22 protein-coding genes are annotated in these 19,952 nt (G+C 64.7%); 13 read left to right on the top strand and 9 right to left on the bottom strand.

Annotated elements, in window-relative coordinates; translation table 11 throughout:
- Positions 1-355: 355 nt before the first annotated feature.
- The 4 genes from ACP2YO_RS27055 to ACP2YO_RS27040 all read right to left on the bottom strand — a co-directional run bounded on the left by ACP2YO_RS27055 (position 356) and on the right by ACP2YO_RS27040 (position 4,390).
- Complete coding sequence (locus ACP2YO_RS27055) at positions 356-1,129, bottom strand: exodeoxyribonuclease III (protein WP_426434216.1); 774 nt, start codon at positions 1,127-1,129, stop codon at positions 356-358.
- 27 nt (positions 1,130-1,156) lie between these two features.
- Positions 1,157-2,428 carry an alanine racemase gene (alr, locus tag ACP2YO_RS27050; RefSeq protein WP_426434215.1) on the bottom strand — a complete coding sequence of 424 codons (1,272 nt, stop codon included), beginning with the start codon at positions 2,426-2,428 and terminating at the stop codon, positions 1,157-1,159.
- A gap of 48 nt (positions 2,429-2,476) precedes the next feature.
- Positions 2,477-3,979, bottom strand: coding sequence for a replicative DNA helicase (locus ACP2YO_RS27045; RefSeq protein ID WP_426434214.1), 1,503 nt, complete (start codon positions 3,977-3,979; stop codon positions 2,477-2,479).
- Between the two features lie 288 nt (positions 3,980-4,267).
- On the bottom strand, positions 4,268-4,390 hold the full coding sequence (locus ACP2YO_RS27040) for a hypothetical protein (RefSeq protein ID WP_426434213.1): 123 nt from the start codon (positions 4,388-4,390) through the stop codon (positions 4,268-4,270).
- Positions 4,391-4,523: 133 nt separating this feature from the next.
- Here ACP2YO_RS27040 and ACP2YO_RS27035 point away from each other — a divergent pair, with 133 nt between their 5' ends.
- Entirely contained in the window at positions 4,524-4,745 is a 222-nt protein-coding gene (locus ACP2YO_RS27035) for a hypothetical protein (RefSeq protein WP_426434212.1), read from the top strand.
- Positions 4,746-4,870: 125 nt separating this feature from the next.
- On the opposite strand, the gene ACP2YO_RS27030 is transcribed toward ACP2YO_RS27035, so the two are convergent.
- Positions 4,871-6,124 (bottom strand): class I SAM-dependent methyltransferase, encoded by a 1,254-nt coding sequence (locus ACP2YO_RS27030; RefSeq protein WP_426434211.1) that lies wholly within the window; start codon positions 6,122-6,124, stop codon positions 4,871-4,873.
- Between the two features lie 255 nt (positions 6,125-6,379).
- Between ACP2YO_RS27030 and ACP2YO_RS27025 the strand changes: the two genes are divergently transcribed.
- The 3 genes from ACP2YO_RS27025 to ACP2YO_RS27015 all read left to right on the top strand — a co-directional run bounded on the left by ACP2YO_RS27025 (position 6,380) and on the right by ACP2YO_RS27015 (position 8,530).
- The gene (locus ACP2YO_RS27025; RefSeq protein ID WP_426434210.1) at positions 6,380-7,375 is read left to right on the top strand and encodes a hypothetical protein; all 996 of its coding nucleotides are present in this window, start codon (positions 6,380-6,382) and stop codon (positions 7,373-7,375) included.
- Between the two features lie 91 nt (positions 7,376-7,466).
- A complete protein-coding gene (locus ACP2YO_RS27020) occupies positions 7,467-8,072 on the top strand; it encodes a TetR/AcrR family transcriptional regulator (protein ID WP_426434209.1) in 606 nt (201 codons plus the stop codon).
- A complete protein-coding gene (locus tag ACP2YO_RS27015) occupies positions 8,069-8,530 on the top strand; it encodes a PaaI family thioesterase (RefSeq protein ID WP_426434208.1) in 462 nt (153 codons plus the stop codon). Before ACP2YO_RS27020 ends, ACP2YO_RS27015 begins: the two co-directional genes overlap by 4 nt.
- A 39-nt stretch (positions 8,531-8,569) precedes the next feature.
- Here ACP2YO_RS27015 and rplI read toward each other — a convergent pair whose 3' ends face one another.
- The 4 genes from rplI to rpsF all read right to left on the bottom strand — a co-directional run bounded on the left by rplI (position 8,570) and on the right by rpsF (position 11,019).
- Positions 8,570-9,172 carry a 50S ribosomal protein L9 gene (gene rplI / locus ACP2YO_RS27010; protein WP_426434207.1) on the bottom strand — a complete coding sequence of 201 codons (603 nt, stop codon included), beginning with the start codon at positions 9,170-9,172 and terminating at the stop codon, positions 8,570-8,572.
- A gap of 51 nt (positions 9,173-9,223) precedes the next feature.
- On the bottom strand, positions 9,224-10,183 hold the full coding sequence (locus tag ACP2YO_RS27005; protein WP_426434206.1) for a DUF2232 domain-containing protein: 960 nt from the start codon (positions 10,181-10,183) through the stop codon (positions 9,224-9,226).
- Between the two features lie 116 nt (positions 10,184-10,299).
- Entirely contained in the window at positions 10,300-10,539 is a 240-nt protein-coding gene (rpsR, locus tag ACP2YO_RS27000; protein ID WP_044536455.1) for a 30S ribosomal protein S18, read from the bottom strand.
- 6 nt (positions 10,540-10,545) lie between these two features.
- Positions 10,546-11,019 (bottom strand): 30S ribosomal protein S6, encoded by a 474-nt coding sequence (rpsF, locus tag ACP2YO_RS26995; RefSeq protein WP_426434205.1) that lies wholly within the window; start codon positions 11,017-11,019, stop codon positions 10,546-10,548.
- 349 nt (positions 11,020-11,368) lie between these two features.
- On the opposite strand from rpsF, the gene ACP2YO_RS26990 reads away from it, so the two are divergent.
- The 9 genes from ACP2YO_RS26990 (at position 11,369) to gmk (ending at position 19,950) form a co-directional block, all read left to right on the top strand.
- The gene (locus tag ACP2YO_RS26990; protein WP_426434204.1) at positions 11,369-12,073 is read left to right on the top strand and encodes a TetR/AcrR family transcriptional regulator C-terminal domain-containing protein; all 705 of its coding nucleotides are present in this window, start codon (positions 11,369-11,371) and stop codon (positions 12,071-12,073) included.
- Positions 12,070-13,095: a fatty acid desaturase family protein gene (locus tag ACP2YO_RS26985; RefSeq protein ID WP_426434203.1), complete on the top strand. Its 1,026-nt coding sequence runs from the start codon at positions 12,070-12,072 to the stop codon at positions 13,093-13,095. The genes ACP2YO_RS26990 and ACP2YO_RS26985 overlap by 4 nt, the downstream gene beginning before the upstream one ends.
- Positions 13,096-13,292: 197 nt before the next feature.
- Entirely contained in the window at positions 13,293-14,246 is a 954-nt protein-coding gene (gene fabD, locus ACP2YO_RS26980; RefSeq protein WP_426434202.1) for an ACP S-malonyltransferase, read from the top strand.
- 20 nt (positions 14,247-14,266) lie between these two features.
- Positions 14,267-15,004 (top strand): 3-oxoacyl-[acyl-carrier-protein] reductase, encoded by a 738-nt coding sequence (gene fabG / locus ACP2YO_RS26975; protein WP_426434201.1) that lies wholly within the window; start codon positions 14,267-14,269, stop codon positions 15,002-15,004.
- Between the two features lie 288 nt (positions 15,005-15,292).
- Complete coding sequence (locus ACP2YO_RS26970) at positions 15,293-15,532, top strand: acyl carrier protein (protein ID WP_011441358.1); 240 nt, start codon at positions 15,293-15,295, stop codon at positions 15,530-15,532.
- Between the two features lie 96 nt (positions 15,533-15,628).
- Positions 15,629-16,894, top strand: coding sequence for a beta-ketoacyl-ACP synthase II (gene fabF / locus ACP2YO_RS26965; protein ID WP_426434200.1), 1,266 nt, complete (start codon positions 15,629-15,631; stop codon positions 16,892-16,894).
- 125 nt (positions 16,895-17,019) lie between these two features.
- Positions 17,020-18,279: an endolytic transglycosylase MltG gene (gene mltG, locus ACP2YO_RS26960; RefSeq protein WP_426434199.1), complete on the top strand. Its 1,260-nt coding sequence runs from the start codon at positions 17,020-17,022 to the stop codon at positions 18,277-18,279.
- A 126-nt stretch (positions 18,280-18,405) separates the two neighbouring features.
- On the top strand, positions 18,406-19,293 hold the full coding sequence (locus ACP2YO_RS26955) for a YicC/YloC family endoribonuclease (RefSeq protein WP_426434198.1): 888 nt from the start codon (positions 18,406-18,408) through the stop codon (positions 19,291-19,293).
- Positions 19,294-19,296: 3 nt separating this feature from the next.
- On the top strand, positions 19,297-19,950 hold the full coding sequence (gene gmk / locus ACP2YO_RS26950) for a guanylate kinase (protein WP_426434197.1): 654 nt from the start codon (positions 19,297-19,299) through the stop codon (positions 19,948-19,950).
- Positions 19,951-19,952 lie beyond the last annotated feature (2 nt).

The raw sequence follows: 19,952 nt of genomic DNA, 5'->3' as shown, positions 1-19,952 counted from the left end.
TGCGCGCTCCGAAGCGATGGTGACGCCCCATGCCACTGATTTGCCCAGCCTCGGCGTGTCAAATTGTCGTGCCGAACGCCGGCAGCCGCCGGCTACTTTGCATGGGGTTGTTTTCGGTATTTTGGCAGTGCGCCCCTGCGACGGCAGGCTATCACATATGGCTATCAGCCCACGTTCCATGGCTCGCCCCGCGAGCCCACGTTCCATGGCTCGCCCGGCTTGTCCCGGCCACGACGACGTGGACATGTCAGTTGCAGAAGCCATGAGTGCCATATGCGATAGCCCTGCGGCCTTCCGGGACGACGGCGGTGGCGCGGGTCTTGCCGGGACGACAGCGCGGTTGGAGCGCAGCATCTCACGACTTCAACACCACCCACGCCGGCGCGTGATCGCTCGCTCCTTCTTCGCCGCGGATATCTCGGTCCACACCGGCTTTCGCGAGCCGCGGCGTCAGCGCGGGGCTGAGCAGGAGATGATCGAGCCGCAGACCGGCATCGCGCGGCCAGCGATTGCGCTTGTAGTCCCAGAAGGTGAACATCGGCATGTCCGGATGCAATTCGCGGATCGCGTCGCACCAGCCCTGGTCGACCAGCGCCTTGAATGCTGCGCGGCTTTTCGGCTGGATCAGCGCGTCCTTGTCCCAGGAACGCGTCGGGTAGATTTCGCGCGCGGTGGGCGCGACATTGTAGTCGCCGGCAAGCACGACCGGGACATCCTGCTTGAGCAGCTTTGCCGCGTGCGCGCGCAGCCGCTTGAACCGGGCGAGCTTATAGTCGAATTTCGGCCCAGGCTGCGGATTGCCGTTCGGCAAATAAAGGCTGGTGACGACGATGCCGCGCACCGCGGCTTCGATGTAACGCGCGTCCTGGTCGTTGCGGTCGCCGGGCAGGGCGGTGCGGATCAGGACCGGCTCGGCCTTGCGCGCGAGAATGGCGACGCCGTTCCAGGTCTTCTGTCCGCGCCACACCGCGCCGTAACCGGCCTTTTCGATCGCGGCCAGCGGAAACTCGGCGTCGGAGGCCTTGAGCTCCTGCAGGCTGACGACATCGGGCTTCGCGGCGCGCAGCCAGCGCAACAGGTTCGGCAAGCGGCGGTTGATGCTGTTGATGTTGAAGGTCGCGATCTTCATTGGGGTATGCGATCGCGGAGCCTTCGGTCAGCTCGATGCCGGCATTTGCTCGGGCAAAGGCGGCGGTGCGGCCGGCGCGGCGACCGTCTCGTTCTTCTCGTCCTTGGCAACCGCGTCGACCTTTTCAGCGACGGCATTGCCGCCCTTGTAGATGCGCAGGAAGCGGCGGCCGAGGCTGGTCAGCACCTCATAGCCGATAGTGCCGAAATGATGCGCGACCTCGTCGACGGTGATGCCTTCGCCGATCAGCGTCACCATGTGGCCGCGCCGCACGGCATTCTTCTCGAGATCGGTGATGTCGACCGCGATCAGGTCCATCGAGATGCGCCCCGCAATCGGACAGCGCTTGCCGGCGACCACGACCTCGGCGCCGCGGGTGCCGTCATTGGCGCTTGCCGCGCGGAAATAGCCATCGGCATAGCCGGCGGCGACGATAGCAAGGCGGGTCGGCCGCCGCGCGGTCCAGGTGCCGCCATAGCCCACGGTCTCGCCGCGGTCGATGTTGCGGATTTGCACGATGCGCGCCTTGAGGTCGACGACCTGCTGCATCGGGTTGTCGGCTTCCGGCGTCGGGTTGACGCCGTAGAGCGCGCAGCCCGGCCGCACCAGCTCGAACTGGAACTGGCCGCCGAGGAAGACGCCGGAGGAGTTCGCAAGCGAAGCCGGCACGCCCGTGAACAGGCTCGCGATTTCACGGAACGCCGAAAGCTGCTTGGCATTGGCGGGATTGTTGAGCAGCTCGGCGGAGGTGAGGTGGCTCATCACCAGCGTGATGCCATGGTCGCCGGCATTGATGCGCGGGATGATGCCCTGGGCCTCGGTGACCGTAAGCCCGAGCCGGTTCATGCCGGTGTCGATATGAACAGCGGCGCCGCCGGACCAGCCCGAGCGGCGGCAGAACACGTCCCATTCGGCGAGTTCGTTGAGATCGCCGATGACAGGCTTGCAGTCGATCTTGGCGTAGGCGTCGCCGGAATTCTGGAAGAAGCCACTGAGCGAGTACACCGTCGCGGTCGGCGCCGCCGCGCGCACGATGGCAGCTTCCTCGACCGTGGCGACGAAGAAGGTCTTGCAGCCGGCATTGGCGAGCGCACGCGTGACCTGCTCGGCGCCACAGCCATAGGCGTTGGCCTTTACCACCGCAGCGCATTCGGCCGGCACCGCGGTCTTTTCGAGCTTGCGCCAGTTGGCGACGACGGCGTCGAGGTCGACGGTCAGGATACCGGTGGCGGTCGGATGGGCCGCCATCAGGTTGGCTTCGGGCGTCAATTGCGCTTTCGCGTCGGTCACGATGTTCATGTGTCAGTTCTACGCGCGCGGCTTCGCTCGTTCAACCGCGTCCCCTGGTCAGTAACCGCGATCCGGAACCTGGCCATCGGGCACGAGGTCACCGAATCGCGTCACGCTGGCTTCGAAGTGCAGTTCGACGGTGCCGGTCGGGCCGTGGCGCTGCTTGCCGATGATGACTTCGGCCTTGCCGAGCGCCCGCTCCATTTCAAGTTGCCATGTCGCGTGCTCCGCGGTGCCGGGGCGCGGCTCCTTGTTGGCGAGGTAGTATTCCTCGCGATACACGAACAGCACGACGTCGGCGTCCTGCTCGATCGAGCCGGATTCACGCAGGTCGGAGAGCTGCGGCCGCTTGTCCTCGCGGTTTTCGACCTGACGCGAGAGCTGCGACAGAGCGATGATCGGGACGTTCAATTCCTTGGCCAACGCCTTCAGATTGGTGGTGATCTCGGTGATTTCCTGGACGCGGTTCTCGGTGCCGCGCTTGCCCGAGCCCTGCAAGAGCTGGATGTAGTCGATCACGATCAGGTCAAGGCCCTTCTGGCGCTTGAGCCGGCGGGCGCGCGCGGTGAGCTGCGAGATCGACAGGCCGCCGGTTTCGTCGACATAGAAGGGCAGCGACTGCAGCTCGATCGAGCAGTCGCGGATCTTCTCGAAGTCCAGTTCAGAGATGCCGCCGCGGCGGATCGAGCTCGAGGGAATGCCGGTGCGCTCGGCGAGAATACGGGTGGCGAGCTGCTCGCCGCTCATTTCGCAGGAGAAGAAGCCGACCGCGCCACCGTTGACCGCCTTGGTGGTGCCGTCCGCCTGCACCTCGCCCTGATAGGCTCGGGCTATGTTGTAGGCGATGTTGGTGGCGAGCGAAGTCTTGCCCATGCCGGGACGGCCGGCGAGGATGATGAGGTCGGACTGCTGCAATCCACCCATCTTGGTGTCGAGGTCGCGCAGGCCGGTCGAGACCCCCGACAGTTTGCCGTCGCGCTGGAACGCCTTGGCCGCCATGTCGACGGCAACCGTGAGCGCCTGCGAGAAACGCTGGAAGCCGCCGTCATAGCGACCGGTCTCGGCAAGGCCGTAGAGCTGCCGCTCGGCGTCCTCGATCTGCGCGCGCGGAGCAAAATCGACTGGCGCGTCGAAGGCGACGTTGACGATGTCCTCGCCGATCCGGATCAGGTCGCGGCGCAGGCTGAGGTCATAGACGGTACGGCCGTAGTCCTGGGCGTTGATGATGGTGGTCGCTTCAGCGGCCAGGCGGGCGAGGTATTGGCTCACCGTCATGCCGCCGATGTCGGTATCGGCCGGCAGGAAGGTCTTCAGGGTGACGGGCGTTGCCACCTTGCCCATCCGGATCAGCGAGCTCGCGGTCTCATAGATGGTCTGGTGCAGGGGCTCGAAGAAGTGTTTCGCCTCCAGGAAGTCCGACACCCGGTAGAAAGCGTCATTGTTGACCAGGATCGCGCCCAGAAGGCTCTGTTCCGCTTCGATGTTGTGCGGCGCACTGCGAAAGGCCGGTGTTCCGGCGTCGGGTGCGAGCTTGTGGACGTTCGAATCAATCAAGGCCATGGACGAGCTTATTCTTCTGATTTCGTCGTTACTGGGATTTTCGGATATGGGCCGGCGATCAAGCGCCAGCCCGACATGAAGCGAAAGGACGGATGTGCCTTATGCACGATTCACACAACGCAGGGTTTGAATCCCGAACCGCCCGATGCATTCCGCTTGACGAGGTTTGGTCCAAAGCCGGGCAGCGCGTCACCGTCCAGCGACGTCACCGATAAAAGCGCGAATCGGCCTGAACCTTTTCGCGCGCCGGACACACGGAGAGGTGAGGGGGCGGTTCGCGTCGCGTCCTCAGACCAGGATGAGGAAGGCAAGCGCGATCAAGGCGGCGGCAACGCCGGTTGCGATCAGTACATAATCGGTCGCGATATCGCGCTGTGGATCCAACATCGTCTGGTACGTTTCTGGGGCCATTCCGGACCACTACGACAGTCCGGACGGGGCCTCTGTGAAGCAGATCACATCAGCCGCATTTTATTTGCGGCATGGTCGCGGGAACTCCCGGACGGTTTCCGGGTTGATCCCGCTCAGACGAGATACGGTAGTGATGGCTCGGGAGTTTCAGACATCGCGGTTTCAGGTCGGGCAGGCGGACAGCCTGGACCGGCGCTGGCTGTCGTCGCTGATCGACGCCATGGAACGGGTCGCCCGTCCGGAACTCCGGACCGTTCCCTGCGATGCCGAGCTGATCTCGGCCGTTACGGCCCATCTGGCGCGGCCGTCGAGCGCGTTCGCCCAATACGGCTCGGCCTACAGCCTCCGGAACTAGACCGCTTTCGAGCGAAGCGGATACTGCTTCCCGTCAGAAAATCGCGCCAGATCAACAATTTCGCGCTTCGTTCCGGCTCCATAGGAACGGAGGGAATGGCTCCAGCATTGCGCTTTTCGCCGGACCTACTCGCCAGCGAGCCGCAGCCGCGGCTGGGCGGCATTCTGCTCCTTGGCCCGCAAACTTGCTTCCTCGTGCATGATGTAGTCGCGGGTGATCGGCACAACGCCTTGGCGCTTGGTGAGCTGGAGTTGGAAGTTCATCATGTTTTGCACGCGGAACGACATCTCCGACGCGGCCAGATAGAACTCCCACATCCGGGCAAAACGCTCATCATAAAGCCGGACGGCTTCCTCGCGCCGCGCCATGAAGCGGTCGCGCCACGCCTTCAGCGTCTCGGCATAGTGCAGCCGCAGGATCTCCATGTCGCAGATCAGGAGGCCGGCCTTCTCGATCGCGGGCATGACTTCCGACAGCGCCGGAATGTAGCCGCCGGGGAAGATGTATTTCCTGATCCAGGGGCTGGTGACATCAGGTCCGGTCGAGCGGCCGATCGAATGCAGCATCATGACACCGTTCTCGCTGAGGAGTTCGGCACAGCGCTTGAAGAAAGTCTCGTAGAAGGCGACCCCGACATGCTCGAACATGCCGACCGAGACGATGCGGTCGAACGGCCCGGGGATATCGCGATAGTCCTGCAGCACGAAACGCGCCGAGGGCGCCACGTTCCGTTCAGCCGCGCGGGCGTTGGAAATCTGAAACTGCTCGGTCGACAGCGTGACGCCGGTCACGTTAGCCCCCGTCATCTCGGCGAGATAAATTCCGAGGCCGCCCCAGCCGGAGCCGATGTCGAGGATGCTGTCGCCGGGCCGGATCATGAGTTTGGCGGCGAGGTGACGCTTCTTGGCGAGCTGGGCGTCATCCAGCGTCGCGTCAGGCGTTTCGAAATAGGCGCAGCTGTATTGCTTGTCCGCGTCGAGGAAGAGCGAGTACAGGCGGCCGTCGAGATCGTAGTGACTGGCGACATTGGTCCTCGACTTGCCGCGCAGATTGAGCTGTTGGGCGCGCCGTCCGAGAAAGCGCAGCCAGGCTTGCAGCCGGGCAAAGTTCGGCAGCATTCTCGCCTGACCCATCAGGATCGCCAGTGCATCCGCGATGGTGCCTTGCTCCACCACGAAAGAGCCGTCCATAAAAGCTTCGCCGAGATAGAGTTCGGGATCGAGGAGGATGCGGGTTTCGGCCGAAGTGGTCAGGAAACGTGCGGCAACCGGAACACCGCTGCCGTCACCGCAGGTGAATCTCATCCCGCTCGCGGTCGTGAATGTCATCGAACCGCGGCGGATGAACCGCCCCAGGAAATATCGCAACAATCGATCCATCGTAACACCAACGGAACGGCAAGCTGCTTGCGCCTGACACTGCCGGAGTTCTTCCAACGTGTCCCCATCGGAAACATAAGCGTGGTTTTGGAATGCGGTATTGCGTTGTCGTCAAAGCCGATATTCCGAAATGTGACAATAACGTGGAGGCGTCACGGATGCGCTTCCATTCGCATGATAATCGGCTACAAGGTGACCGCCGCGACCGGTCCACGATGCGCCGCGGCAATTTTTTCTGATCTGGAGACCTAGGGAATGTCGAGCCGAGCCCTCAGTCTGGCAACGGTGATGCTTCTGATTGGCTGCCTGTCGGCAGGATCAGCGCACGCACAAAACCTCGAGGCCGGCAAAAGCCCCTCCCAGATATTTTCCGGCGCCTGCACGGCGTGCCACAAGGGCCCGCGCGGCCTTCTGAAAACCGTGCCGGCCTCGTCGCTGCCGGGCTTCCTGCGCCAGCATTATACGACCTCGAGCGACATGGCCTCGGTGCTTGCGTCCTATCTGATCTCGAACGGCGCCAACGATCCGCGCTACCAGGCCAAGGATCAGCCGAAAGGCGCCAAGGGCCGCAGAGAGGGGGGGAAAGAAGGCAGCAAGGAAGCCGGGCAGGAAGCCACGCAATCGGCTTCGCCAGAGCAGGCCGAGCGCCCGAGCCGCCGACAGCATCCGGCTGCGGCGCCGCAAGAGGCCGCAAAGCCTGACGCGGACGGGCTGAACCCGGCCGAGGGACACCCGGGCCGCAAGGGCAGGCGCCTGGCGCGCCCGAGCGAGACGCCGGAAGGCGCCGCGCCGGCGGATGGTCAAACGCCGGAAGCCGCAGGCGAGGGCAAGCCATCACGCCACAAGCTCGGCCGGCGCCGCAAGCCGGTCGAGGAGAAGCCCGACGATGCGACGAAGGGCGAGACGCCCGCTGACGATTCCAAGGCCCAGTCCGCCAAGACGGAGCCTGCCGCCAAAGGCGAGGCCGAAAAGCCACCGAGCGCCAGGCCCGACAAGTCGGACAGTGCAAAGGTGGATGCCCCCAAAGAGGGCGCCGGCAGCGAGCAAGCCCCGCTGCGCTCGGATCCGGTTCCCCCGGTCACGCCGGCACCTCCGGCCGCGACCGTGGCCCCGGCTGCCTCCCCGGCACCTGCCGCACCTCAGCCGGTTGCGGCCGCTTCGCCAGCGCCGCGGCCGCTGACGGTAAACGCGCCACCCCCGCCGGCTGCCGTCGCGCCGGCCGGTCCGCCGGAACCGCCGACCTCAAGGTAGTCGCCAATGCCGAGCCGCCAGAGTCCACGCCAACGCTTGACGTCAACTAGAGTAAAACTCTAGAGTTATGATCTAGGCGGAGGGCAGCCGGGTGACCACAGCGCGCGAGGATCTATTGGCCGCGGGACTGGCGGTGTTTGACCAGGACGGGTTCGAGGGCGCGACCGTTGCCGCGATCCGAACCCGGGCACGGGCCTCCAATGGCAGCTTCTTCCATTTCTTCGCGTCGAAGAAGGAGCTCGCCGGAACCCTGTTCCTCGGGATCCTGCAGGGTTACCACGCCGCGATCGTGTCCGCGGTCGACGACAAATGTGGCGCGAGCGAAGGCGTTGCGCGGCTGATCCACGCTCATCTCGAATGGGTCGTGACCTTCAGGCGCGAGGCGCGCTTCCTGTTCGAGATTTCGCGCAGCGAATGGAGCGACGAGGTGCGCGGCGCCCAGCGCGCCGAGAATTCGCGGCTCGCCGAAGGCATCGAGCGCTGGCGGGCGCCGCTGCTGGCGCGCGGCGAATTGCTGCCAATGAGCGCGATCCTGTTCTTCAGCCAGATCATCGGACCGGCGCAGATCTTCTGCCGCGCCTATCTGTCAGGCCGCGACCGCAGCGATCCGCGCGACCAGGTCGAGACGCTGATTGCCTGCGCGATCCGCGCGGTGGTGGCGCCGGGCGCACAGGGAATAGCAGGAGGGGCGTCATGACCGAAACCGATACGGATTTTGCACCGATCGCGGCACGGATTCGCGCCAATGTCGGCCGGCAGGGCTTCATGGGCCATGTCGGCGCGGAATTGGCGGAATTGTCGCGCGGCGCCTGCACGCTGGCGGTCGACCGGCGGCCCGAGCTGTTGCAGCAGCACGGCCTGTTTCACGGTGGGGTGACAGCGTTTCTCGTCGACAATGCCACCACGATCGCGGCCGCAACGTCGCGCGGGCAGCCGGCGCTGACGGCGGAATACAAGTTGAATTTGCTGTCGCCGGCGTCCGGCGATCGCCTGATCTGCCGGGCGCGGGTGATCAAGCCGGGACGCCAGGTCGCGGTGGTCGCGGCCGACGTATTCTGCGTGATCGATGGCAAGGAAAAGCACACCGCCACCGCATTGGCGTCGATCGCGATGCTGGACGACGAAGCGGCGGCACGAATCCAAAGCCCGGCCTGATCAGGCCGGGCTTCAGTCGGTCGAAGGATAGTGATGCGCTTACTTCTCTTCCGCCTCCGGAGCCGGCTCGGCGTCGTCGTCCTGCTGGGCTTCCGGATCGAAGAATTCGCCGGCGGCGGCGAGTGCTTCGGCGGCGGCGTCCTGGTCTTCCTGGCGGGTCGAGATGTCCTCGCCACGCTTGATGCGATCGGCTTCGTCGGCGGAGCGGGCGACCGTCACGGTGATGCTGGTCTCGACCTCCGGATGAACGGCGACCGTCACCTTCTGCTGGCCGATCACCTTGATCGGCGAATCCAGCCAGACCTGCGGACGCGAAACCGTGACACCGTCTGCGGCCAGCGCGTCGACGATGTCGCGCACCGAGACCGAGCCGAACAGCTGGCCGGTTTCGGAGGCCTGGCGGATGATGATGACGTCGCGGCCGTTGATCTTCTCGGCGACCTTGCTGGCTTCGCCCTTGGCCTTGATGTTGTTGGCCTCAAGCTCGGACTTCATGCCGTCGTACCTGGCGCGGTTCGCTTCGGTGGCGCGCAGCGCCTTGCCGCGCTTGAGCAAGAAGTTGCGGGCAAACCCGTCCTTGACGCGGACGACTTCGCCCATCTGGCCAAGCTTGGCAACGCGTTCCAGTAGAATGACTTCCATTTTCGTTCTCCTTTAAATGTTAAGTACTGGATTGGGTGGTTGGATCGAATTTCAGGATGCGGGCAGCGGCGGCGGTCTGCTGCGCCAATAGCGCTGCCGCAGTCCGAACAGGGCGTCGGCGATGCCCAGCGCGACCATCGCGGCGATTGGCCAGCCGAACACGATGGTGACGGTGTACATGCCGGCCAGCCAGAAGCTGCGGCTGGTGAGCGACAGCGTCAGCGTGTGCAGCACGGCAAAGCCGACGAATGCGTAGGCGATCGTCAGCGCGGTCGCGATGATCTGGGCCAGCATGGCGATCGTGCCGCCAACGAAACAGAGGCCGAGCGCCACCAGCAGCGCAACCAGGGTCATCGGCGGCAGCCCGGTGCTTCGGAGTTCCGGCCACGGCCGGTGCAGCCGCCCCGAGGTCTGCGTCACCTTGCCTGCGAGCCACAGATTCAGCGTCAGTGTCACCATCGCGACCATCGTCGCGGCGATCGGCGCGACGACTACGATCCAGCCGACGACCCGCTCGATATCCGCGCTGGTCTGCTCGTCGTCGGTGGTGAAGACCTTGAGCAGGCCGTGCCGCAACGTGGCGGTGATCGTCTCGGCATCTGAGCCGAGCGCGAGAAGCGCGCCGGTCGTGGTAAGGACAGCAAATGCCGCGACCCAAAGCAGGATGCGGCCGACTGGATACCATTCGAACTGGGGCGGAGCCGGTTCGGCGGCCTCGCTGGCGATCGGGCGGCCGAGCAGCGCGAGATGGCCGAGCCACCAGCTGGGCAGGGCGACCATCACGGCAAAGGCAACGCAATAGGGGAGCCCGAAGATCGCGCCGAGGCTCGCGGCCGCCGCGATGCCGCCGATCGTGGCGGCAAGCGGTCCCCAGCCGAGCGCCGTCACCATCAGCGGCAGCGGCGCAAGATAGAACAACAGCAGCGAGATCATCGCGCCCGAAACGATCGAGGCGAACATCAGCGCCGACGCAGCGCCGGCCGCAATGGCCATGAGGAATATTGCGATCATCAGCTGTCCCGCTCCTTTCGAGCGGTTAGAGGTCCCCCTTCGAGAACCCCAACCATCGGCGACCGGACGACCCGGAAGCCTTATGTAGATGAGCGGCCGGCGGCGCGTGCCAGCGATTACCTGATAACGTAGGGCAAGAGGCCAAGGAAACGCGAGCGCTTGATGGCGCGGGCGAGTTCACGCTGCTTCTTGGCCGAGACGGCCGTGATGCGGCTCGGCACGATCTTGCCGCGCTCGGACACGTAGCGCATCAGGAGCTTGGAGTCCTTGTAGTCGATCTTGGGCGCATTCGCGCCCGTGAACGGACAGGACTTGCGGCGACGGAAAAATGGGCGACGGGCACCAGCTTCAGCCATGATTCATTACTCCTCGGTCGCTGCTTCTTCTTCGCGCGGACGGCGCGGGCCACGATCGCCGCGGAAGCCGCCGCCATCGCGATCACGATCGCCACGGAAACCGCCTTCGCGGTCGCCGCGGAAGCCACCGCCGCGGTCATCCCGCTCGCGGTCGCGATCCGCCTTGCGCATCATCGCCGACGGGCCTTCCTCATGCTCTTCGACGCGCACGGTGAGATAGCGGATGACGTCTTCGCTGATCCGCTCCTGGCGCTCGATCTCGGTGACGACAGCCGACGGTGCGTCGATGTTCATCAGCACGAAATGCGCCTTGCGGTTCTTGTTCATGCGGTAGGTGAGGGAGCGCACGCCCCAATTCTCGGTCTTGGTGACCTTGCCGCCCCCCTGTTCGACGATTCCCGTCATCTGGGCTGTCAGTTCTTCCACCTGCTGGGTGCTCGCGTCCTGACGCGCGAGGAAAACATGCTCGTAGAGAGCCATGGGTGTCCTTTCCTGTGTTGGCGCGGAGCCCAGCGACAAGCCCTTCGAGACCTTCGGAAAGGACTCGATGTTGCTCAGAAGGCGGAAGCACGGGACGACGGGCCGACTGGCCCTGCCACATCAAAATCAACGGGTGATTTGCTGAGACCGTCCGTTCAGCTCCCGGCCGGGACCCCACGGATGGCGCGGTTTATACGGATTTTGGGCGGAATGGCAAGCATTCTCGGCCTGCCTCGTAAGTTCAATTTGTGCGGGCAGGCTCCTCCGAACCCTCGTAGGCCGCTCAGCTTGCCAATTCCAGGTTGATTTCATTGTTTGTATATCATACAAATAAAGATGGAGGACGACCATGAGTCCGGAGACCGGCAGCCAGATGCCTGACCCGAAGCACACGGCGCGAGCGACGCGGTCGGCGGGGCGCAAGATGCGCTCGACGCTGCTCGATGACGCCAGCCGGCTGTTCAGGGAACGCGGGCTCTCCGGCACGTCGATCTCGGATATCGCCGCCGCGGCGGACGCCTTTCCGAGCCAGATCACCTATTACTTCCGGACCAAGGAGGCGCTGTTCGTCGAAGCCGCCTGCCGCGACATGCTTTATGTGGCGCGCGCGGCCGAGCAGGCCGCGCTACAGGCCAGCACCCCGCGCGATTATACCCGCGCGCTGGTGGAGACTGTGACCGCGACCGATTCGGTCGCCTTCTTCGCGGAGGCGCTGACGTTGACCCGGCGTCGGCAGGATCTGGCGCCGCTGGTCGAACGCACCATCGAGCGGCTGCATGGCGAGGGACTGCGGGCCTATGCCGGCCAGATCGAGCGCCACGGCTGGCGCTCGCTGCGCGACCCCGACGCAACCTCGCGCAGGTTCTGGGCGGTCGCGATCGGCGTGATCGTCGAGGGTTACGCCATGGGCCGATCGCCGGACGAACTCACAACCGAGATGCTGCGGGTACTCGGCGAACAGGCCGCGGCAACATCTGCAAATGACGGGACGCGCCTGCGCCTGGTCGGCGAGCGTGGCGCTGCAACGTCACCAGACGAGGAGACTGCATCATGACCGCGCTTCGCATGCGTGCCCGCGATTTCCTGACCGAGGATGAACTGATTGCGGTCCGGCAGCGCACGACCTGGAAGGGCGCAGCCCTGATCGCGCATGCATGGGTGCTGATCCTGGGCGCGATCGCGCTGGTCGCCTGGTGGCCGAACCCGCTGACCTATTTGCTCGCCGTCGCGATCATCGGCTCGCGCCAACTCGGCCTTGCGATCCTGATGCATGACGGTGCACATGGCTGCTTATCGGCCAATGAAAAGACCAATCTGACGCTGAGCCAATGGTTCTGCGCTTATCCAGTTTTCGCCGAGACCCGCGGCTATCGCCGCTATCACCTGCAGCATCACGCGCGGACGCAGCAGGAGGATGATCCCGATCTCGTGCTGTCGGCGCCGTTTCCGATCACGCGGATGAGCTATCGTCGCAAATTCTTGCGCGATATCACGGGACGGACCGGCTATCAGCAGCGCAAGGCGCAACTGCTCAATGCAATCGGGCCGAAGCAATGGCCGATGTCGCGGCGCGCCGCGCATTTCCGGGAGAAGCTCGGGCCGCAATGTCTGACCAATGCAGCGCTGTTCGCCGGCCTCGCCGCTGCCGGCGTGTGGTGGGCCTATCCTTTGCTGTGGCTGGTGCCGCTACTGACCTGGATGATGGTGATCACCCGCATTCGCAACATCGCCGAACATGCGGTCGTACCCGACAGCTCCGACCCCTTGCGCAATACCCGCACCACGCACGCCAATGTCCTCGAGCGCCTGTTCATCGCGCCCTATTACGTGAACTATCATCTCGAGCATCATTTGCTGTTCTATGTGCCCTGTTACAACCTGCCGCGCGTCCACCGCATCCTGAGCAGGAGTCGCCACGCCGACCGGATGGAAGTGCAGCCGGGCTACGCCGCCGTGCTGCGGCTCGCGACCGCCAGGCCCAACCGCGAGGATCGCCCTGGGCAAGTGGTCAACAGCGCGCGCCGGGCGCAAGCTGGCGGCGAGGTCAATGCCGACCAGAATGCCGGCGGGTTCTAGCCGGAAGACAGCCCGGCAACCCCAGAGTTCCGCCGGCGCGGCTTGACATGGCGGCCTTCATCGGTGTCTTACGGCCCGGTCCAGGGCTTGGTCCGGACCCGCCGATGCGCTTTTCGCGCCACGCGGGCACCGTTTTCCCCGGCGACAGGCGCAAGGCGTTTGCGCGAAGATCACGCTCAACAAGGTAGGGAGCGCCGATGACGGCAGCATTTACGTTTCCCGGGCAGGGCTCGCAGGCGGTCGGGATGGGCAAGGCCCTGGCCGAGGCTTTTCCGGTCGCCAAGGAGGTGTTCGACGAGGTCGATTCCGCGCTGGGCGAGAAGCTGACGGCCATCATCTGGGACGGACCGGGCGAGACGCTGCAGCTTACCGAGAACGCGCAGCCGGCCCTGATGGCGGTTTCGATCGCGACCTTGCGTGTGCTGGAGAGCGAAGCCGGCTTCTCGGTTGGGCGTGATGCGGCCTTCGTCGCCGGGCACTCGCTTGGCGAGTATTCGGCGCTGGCCGCGGCCGGCAGCCTGACGATCAGCGACACCGCGCGGCTGCTGCGCACCCGTGGCCTTACCATGCAGAAGGCGGTGCCGGTCGGCGCCGGTGCGATGGCCGCGCTGCTCGGACTCGATTACGAGGCAGCTGTAGCGGTCGCCAGCGAGGCTGCCCAGGGGCAGGTCTGCCAGGCCGCCAACGACAATGGCGGCGGGCAGGTCGTGGTGTCCGGCGACAAGGCCGCCGTCGATCGCGCCGTGGAGATCGCCAAAACCAAGGGCGCCAAGCGCGCAATGCTGTTGCCGGTATCGGCACCTTTCCACTGCAAGCTGATGCAGCCGGCGGCGGACGCGATGGCGGAGGCGTTGGCCGGCGTCACCATCAAGGCGCCCGCGGTGCCGCTCGTCTCCAACGTGCTGGCCTCCGCGATATCGGATCCCGACGAGATCCGCCGCCGCCTGATCGAACAGGTCACGGGCACCGTGCGCTGGCGCGAGTCGGTCGCCTATATGGCAGGTCAGGGTGTGACGCGGTTCTTCGAGATTGGCGCCGGCAAGGTGCTGAGCGGGCTGGTCAAGCGCATCACGGACGGCGCGGTCGGTGTGTCCGTCAGCGGTCCCAACGATATTGCCGCGGCCAAGGACGCGTTGGCAGCTTCGGCGTAAGCCGCCGAGAGGAGACTTTGATGTTCGATTTGACTGGCAAGACGGCGCTCGTCACGGGTGCAACCGGCGGCATCGGCGGCGCGATCGCCCAGGCGCTGCACGCGCAGGGCGCAACCGTCGCGATTTCAGGCACGCGGCGCGAGGTGCTGGATGGCTTTGCCGCGAAGCTTGGCGAGCGCGTTCACGTGCTGCCCTGCAATCTCTCCAGCAAGGACGACGTCGAGGCCCTGGTGCCCGCGGCGGAAAAGGCGATGGGACAGGTCGACATCCTCATCGCCAACGCCGGCATCACCCGCGACAATCTGTTCGTGCAGCTGCGCGACGAGGATTGGGATGACGTCATCGCGGTCAACCTGACCGCGACCTTCCGCCTCACACGCGCCGCGACGAAACTGATGATGCGCAAGCGATTCGGCCGGATCATCGCGATCACCTCGATCGTTGGCGTCACCGGCAATCCGGGGCAGGGCAATTACACCGCCTCGAAGGCCGGCATCATCGGTCTGATCAAGACGCTGGGCGCCGAATATGCCAAGCGCGGCGTGACCGCCAATTGCATCGCGCCGGGCTTCATCAAGACGCCGATGACGGACGCGCTCAACGACAAGCAGCGCGAGACCATCCTGGCGAAGGTTCCTGCAGCGCGGCTCGGAATGCCTGAGGATATCGCTGCCGCGGCGGTCTATCTGGCCTCCAACGAAGGCGGCTACGTCACCGGACAGACGATTCACGTCAATGGTGGAATGGCTATGATTTGAGCTTATTGCTGGCTCTCGCAATGCGGCGAAACGCCGTTTTCGGGAGCCGGTTCAGGCGTGTAGTCAAGGCTTGGGAAGTATGATAGCTGAACCCTCCACGGATGGGCAAAGAACGCCATTGCAGGATTTTGAAACCCTGTATATTGGCGTGGCTACGCCTGCCGTTCGCCGGGGCTTAGTCGGCTACGACCGGGTCGAATCAAGACTATGCGCGATTGAGAAATCGAGACGACCACGATGGCTCGTATCGTCTTGGGGTCGGGTCCAATGGAACAACGAGGTTGAACGATGAGTGAGATTGGCGAGCGGGTTAAGAAGATTGTGGTCGAACATCTCGGTGTCGAACCCGAAAAGGTGGTCGATGGCGCAAGTTTCATCGATGACCTTGGCGCCGACAGTCTCGACACCGTCGAGCTCGTGATGGCCTTCGAGGAAGAATTCGGCTGCGAGATCCCCGATGATGCCGCGGAAACGATTCTGACCGTCGGCGATGCGACGAAGTTTCTTGAGAAGAACGCTAAGAGCTGACGCCTTTTGCGAAGTTGACGGAGCCGGACGGACCGTTGTCGAACGGTCCCCCGGTTTCTTACTATTGGCCGCCCGTTCCGGGCCGGAGATACTGAGATGAGGCGAGTTGTCGTCACGGGGCTGGGCATGGTTACACCGCTCGGCTGTGGCGTTGACGCAACTTGGGCGCGTATTCTTGCGGGACAAAGCGGCGCGACGAAGATCGATACCTTCGAGGTGTCCGACCTGCCGAGCAAGATCGCCTGTCCCGTGCCGCGCGGCGATGGCTCGGACGGTACCTTCAATCCCGATCAGTGGATGGAGCCGAAGGACCAGCGCAAGGTCGACGACTTCATCATCTTCGCGATGTGCGCGGCCAAGCAGGCGCTCGACGATGCCAACTGGCATCCCGGGACCGAAGACGACAAATGCGCGAGCGGCACGATGATCGGCTCCGGCATCGGCGGCCTTTCGGGCATCGCCGAGACCGCGATTATTCTCAAGGAGCGCGGGCCGCGCAAGGTCTCGCCATTCTTCATTCCCGGCCGCCTGATCAACCTGGCATCGGGCTATGTCTCGATCGCGCATGGCCTCAAGGGGCCGAATCATTCGATTGTCACCGCGTGCTCGACCGGCGCGCATGCGATCGGCGACGGCGCGCGGCTGATCGCGCTCGGCGATGCCGACGTGATGGTGGCGGGCGGCGCCGAATCGCCGATCAGCCGGATCGGCATTGCCGGCTTCTGCGCGGCGCGCGCGCTCTCCACCGGCTTCAACGAGACGCCGCAAAAGGCATCGCGCCCCTACGACAAGGACCGCGATGGCTTTGTGATGGGTGAGGGCGCCGGCATCGTGGTGCTCGAAGAGTATGAGCACGCGAAGAACCGCGGCGCGAAGATCTACGCCGAGGTGACCGGCTATGGTCTTTCGGGCGACGCCTATCACATCACCTCGCCGTCACCCGATGGCGAGGGCGGCTTCCGCAGCATGCGCATGGCGCTGAAGCGGGCCGGCCTCTCGCCGTCGGACATCGACTATATCAACGCCCACGGCACCTCGACGCAGGTCGGCGACGAGATCGAACTCGGCGCGGTCGAACGCCTGCTCGGCAATGCAGCCTCGAAGGTCTCGATGTCGTCGACCAAATCGGCGACCGGACATCTGCTCGGCGCTGCCGGTGCGATCGAGGCGATCTTCGCGATTCTTGCGATTCGCGATAATGTCGTGCCGCCGACCATCAATCTCGACCATCCGTCGGTCCAAACGGCGATTGATCTGGTGCCTCACACCTCGCGCAAGCGCGAGGTCAACGCGGTGTTGTCCAATTCGTTCGGTTTCGGAGGCACCAACGCCTCCGTGATCATGCAGCGTATCGCGAATTAGTCGTTGTTTCGAGCTAGTCCACCGTTTTGCCGTATTCAGCGGTGACTCCTAAGAGCGGGCGTATGCTATTGGCGGGGCAGGGTTTGTCCGGCCACGATTGAACCGGCAGGATTTGGTTTGCATCGATGAGTGAGAGGCCGCCCATTTCGCCAAGGAGTCCGCGTGCTGCGTTGGAGCCCGAGCAGGTTCCACCGCCGCCGAAGCGTTCCGATCGTGCCCGCAATCCGTTCGTGATCGTGGGCAACGCCATCTTCACCCTCCTGATCATTCTGATGATCGGCGCCGGAGCGGCGTATTACTACGGCAAGCAAACCCTGGAAGCGCCCGGGCCGCTGCAGGAAGACAAGGTCGTCAACATCCCGGCCCGTGCCGGCAAGCGCGACATCGCCGACGTGCTCTCGCGCGAGGGCGTGATCAACGTCAATCCCTGGATATTCATCGGTAGCGTGTTTGCGCTGAAGGCAAGCTCCGACCTCAAGCCCGGCGAGTATTCGTTCCAGAAGAATGCGAGCCTGCGCGACGTCATCGCCACCATCGTCGAGGGCAAGGTGGTGCAGCACGCCGTCACCATTCCGGAAGGTCTAACCTCCGAGCAGATCGTATCGCGGCTTTCCGACAACGACATCTTTACGGGCTCGGTCCGCGAAATCCCGCGCGAGGGAACGCTGTTGCCGGAGACCTACAAGTTCCCGCGCGGCACCACGCGAGATCAGGTGATCCAGCGCATGCAGCAAGCGCAGAAGCGCGTGCTCGCCGAAATCTGGGACCGCCGCAACTCAGACACGCCGTTGAAGTCGCCGGACCAACTCGTGACGCTGGCTTCGATCGTCGAGAAGGAGACCGGCCGGGCCGACGAGCGCAGCCGCGTCGCCGCTGTCTTCGTCAACCGCATGCGGCAGAAGATGAAGCTGCAATCCGATCCGACCATCATCTATGGACTGGTCGGCGGCAAGGGCACGCTGGGCCGCCCGATCAAGCGTAGTGAGATCACCCAGCCGTCGCCGTACAACACCTATGTGATCGACGGGCTGCCACCCGGCCCGATCGCCAATCCCGGCCGCGCCTCGCTGGAGGCGACCGCCAACCCCGCGCGCACGCGCGACCTGTTCTTTGTTGCTGACGGTACCGGCGGTCACGCCTTTACCGAAACCTACGACCAGCACGCCAAGAACGTCGCCAAGCTGCGCACCATGGAAAAGCAGATCCAGAACGATACCGTCGAGCCCGCGGATGATCCGCCGCCAGCCGCGGCGGCGCCCGCAGCGGCCGATACCAGTCCCACGGCGGCCACGCCGCCAAAGCCGACGAATCAGAAGAAACCTCCGCGTGGCGGTCGCCAGGGCGCCGCCCAGCAGAGCCCGTCGCCGCCGGTGGTGCAGCGCTGACCTCCGCTTTCGCATAAGTGGGACGTAATTCCACTTTCACGGATTCCGTTTTAAGGTCCCAGGGGCCCAAGCGAGTCCCGGAGGCTTGAGGCGAGTCTCATATCCTTCTGTTGGAGAGTTAACGCGATGGCGCTATCGAGCATGACCGGCTTTGCGCGAAGCCATGGCGCGAGCGGCCCCTATACGTTCGAGTGGGAGCTGAAATCGGTCAACGCCAAGGGCTTTGACCTGCGGCTGCGGATGCCGCCGGGGTGGGATGAGCTGGAGGCCTTGGCCAAGAAGCGTGCCGGCGAGGTGCTGTCGCGCGGCACGGTCTATGCCAATCTCAGCGTCAAGCGCACCGGTGCGGCGCAGACGATCCGTATCAACGAGGACGTGCTGGCCGCGGTGGTGGACGTTGCCGGCCTGCTTGCGCAACGGATCGACGCGGTGGCGCCCAGCATCGATGGCCTGCTCGGCATCAAGGGCGTCATCGAGGTGGTCGAACCCGAAAGCAGCGAGGAAGACGACAAGGCGGCGCGCGCCGCGGCCGCGACGGCCTTCGAGGTCGCGCTCGCCGAGCTCGTCGTGATGCGCAACCGCGAGGGCGCGGCCCTTGGCCAGATCCTGATGCAGCGGATGGACGAGATCGAACGGCTCGCCAAGCGCGCCGAGGCGGCCCCCGGCCGCAAGCCCGAAGCGATCAAGGCCCGGCTTGCCGAACAGATCGCAGCGCTGCTGGAAACCTCGGATCGCTTCGATGCCGACCGGCTCAGCCAGGAAGCGATCCTGATCGCCACCAAGGCCGATATCCGCGAGGAACTCGACCGCATCGCCTCGCATGTCGCGCAGGCGCGCGACATGATCGGCAAGGGCGGTCCGGTCGGTCGGCGGCTTGATTTCCTGGCGCAGGAGTTCAATCGCGAGGTCAACACGTGCTGCTCGAAATCGAACGATATCGAGCTGACCAATACCGGCCTCGAGATGAAGAACGTAGTCGAGCAATTCCGCGAGCAGGTCCAGAATCTGGAGTGAGCGATGACGGCGCAGGGTTTTGACGGCGTTGATCGGCGCGGACTGATGTTCGTCCTGTCGTCGCCCTCGGGCGCCGGCAAGACGACGCTGTCGCGCATGCTGATCGATCGCATGCCGGGGCTGAAGATGTCGGTGTCTGCGACCACGCGGCCGAAGCGGCCAGGCGAGGTCAACGGCCGCGACTATTTCTTCGTCGACCAGGGGAAGTTCGAGGCGATGGCCACGCAGGGCGAACTGCTCGAATGGGCGACCGTGTTCGACAATCGCTACGGCACGCCGCGGCTGCCGGTCGAGACCGCGCTGTCAGCCGGCCAGGATGTGCTGTTCGATATCGACTGGCAGGGCACCCAGCAATTGCGCGAGAAGGCCCGCGCCGACGTGGTCAGCGTCTTCATCCTGCCGCCATCCGCCGCCGATCTCGAAAAGCGGCTGCACACCCGCGCGCAGGACTCCGAGGAGGTCATTCGTGGGCGGATGAACCGCGCCACCCACGAGCTGAGCCACTGGGCCGAATATGACTACATCGTCGTCAACCAGAACGTCGACGACGCCTTCGCCGAGGTGCAGTCGATCCTGAAGGCCGAGCGGCTGAAGCGGGAGCGACGTACCGGCCTTACCGAATTTGTGCGCGGCCTGCAGCGCCAGCTCGAGCCGTAGCC

It is taken from the genome of Bradyrhizobium genosp. P, assembly GCF_049949265.1.
Classification (GTDB): Bacteria; Pseudomonadota; Alphaproteobacteria; order Rhizobiales; family Xanthobacteraceae; genus Bradyrhizobium.
This window is presented reverse-complemented; position numbering and strand designations above follow the sequence as displayed.

Coding starts and splice junctions, on each gene's coding strand:
- ACP2YO_RS27005 (WP_426434206.1), bottom strand. CDS start 10,183: ATGATCGCAATATTCCTCATGGCCATTGCGGCCGGCGCTGCGTCGGCG.
- ACP2YO_RS27025 (WP_426434210.1), top strand. CDS start 6,380: ATGTCGAGCCGAGCCCTCAGTCTGGCAACGGTGATGCTTCTGATTGGC.
- alr (WP_426434215.1), bottom strand. CDS start 2,428: ATGAACATCGTGACCGACGCGAAAGCGCAATTGACGCCCGAAGCCAAC.
- fabF (WP_426434200.1), top strand. CDS start 15,629: ATGAGGCGAGTTGTCGTCACGGGGCTGGGCATGGTTACACCGCTCGGC.
- rpsR (WP_044536455.1), bottom strand. CDS start 10,539: ATGGCTGAAGCTGGTGCCCGTCGCCCATTTTTCCGTCGCCGCAAGTCC.
- rpsF (WP_426434205.1), bottom strand. CDS start 11,019: ATGGCTCTCTACGAGCATGTTTTCCTCGCGCGTCAGGACGCGAGCACC.
- fabD (WP_426434202.1), top strand. CDS start 13,293: ATGACGGCAGCATTTACGTTTCCCGGGCAGGGCTCGCAGGCGGTCGGG.
- rplI (WP_426434207.1), bottom strand. CDS start 9,172: ATGGAAGTCATTCTACTGGAACGCGTTGCCAAGCTTGGCCAGATGGGC.
- ACP2YO_RS27055 (WP_426434216.1), bottom strand. CDS start 1,129: ATGAAGATCGCGACCTTCAACATCAACAGCATCAACCGCCGCTTGCCG.
- ACP2YO_RS26970 (WP_011441358.1), top strand. CDS start 15,293: ATGAGTGAGATTGGCGAGCGGGTTAAGAAGATTGTGGTCGAACATCTC.
- ACP2YO_RS27015 (WP_426434208.1), top strand. CDS start 8,069: ATGACCGAAACCGATACGGATTTTGCACCGATCGCGGCACGGATTCGC.
- ACP2YO_RS27040 (WP_426434213.1), bottom strand. CDS start 4,390: ATGGCCCCAGAAACGTACCAGACGATGTTGGATCCACAGCGCGATATC.
- fabG (WP_426434201.1), top strand. CDS start 14,267: ATGTTCGATTTGACTGGCAAGACGGCGCTCGTCACGGGTGCAACCGGC.
- ACP2YO_RS26985 (WP_426434203.1), top strand. CDS start 12,070: ATGACCGCGCTTCGCATGCGTGCCCGCGATTTCCTGACCGAGGATGAA.
- mltG (WP_426434199.1), top strand. CDS start 17,020: ATGAGTGAGAGGCCGCCCATTTCGCCAAGGAGTCCGCGTGCTGCGTTG.
- ACP2YO_RS26955 (WP_426434198.1), top strand. CDS start 18,406: ATGGCGCTATCGAGCATGACCGGCTTTGCGCGAAGCCATGGCGCGAGC.
- ACP2YO_RS27030 (WP_426434211.1), bottom strand. CDS start 6,124: ATGGATCGATTGTTGCGATATTTCCTGGGGCGGTTCATCCGCCGCGGT.
- ACP2YO_RS27035 (WP_426434212.1), top strand. CDS start 4,524: ATGGCTCGGGAGTTTCAGACATCGCGGTTTCAGGTCGGGCAGGCGGAC.
- gmk (WP_426434197.1), top strand. CDS start 19,297: ATGACGGCGCAGGGTTTTGACGGCGTTGATCGGCGCGGACTGATGTTC.
- ACP2YO_RS26990 (WP_426434204.1), top strand. CDS start 11,369: ATGAGTCCGGAGACCGGCAGCCAGATGCCTGACCCGAAGCACACGGCG.
- ACP2YO_RS27045 (WP_426434214.1), bottom strand. CDS start 3,979: ATGGCCTTGATTGATTCGAACGTCCACAAGCTCGCACCCGACGCCGGA.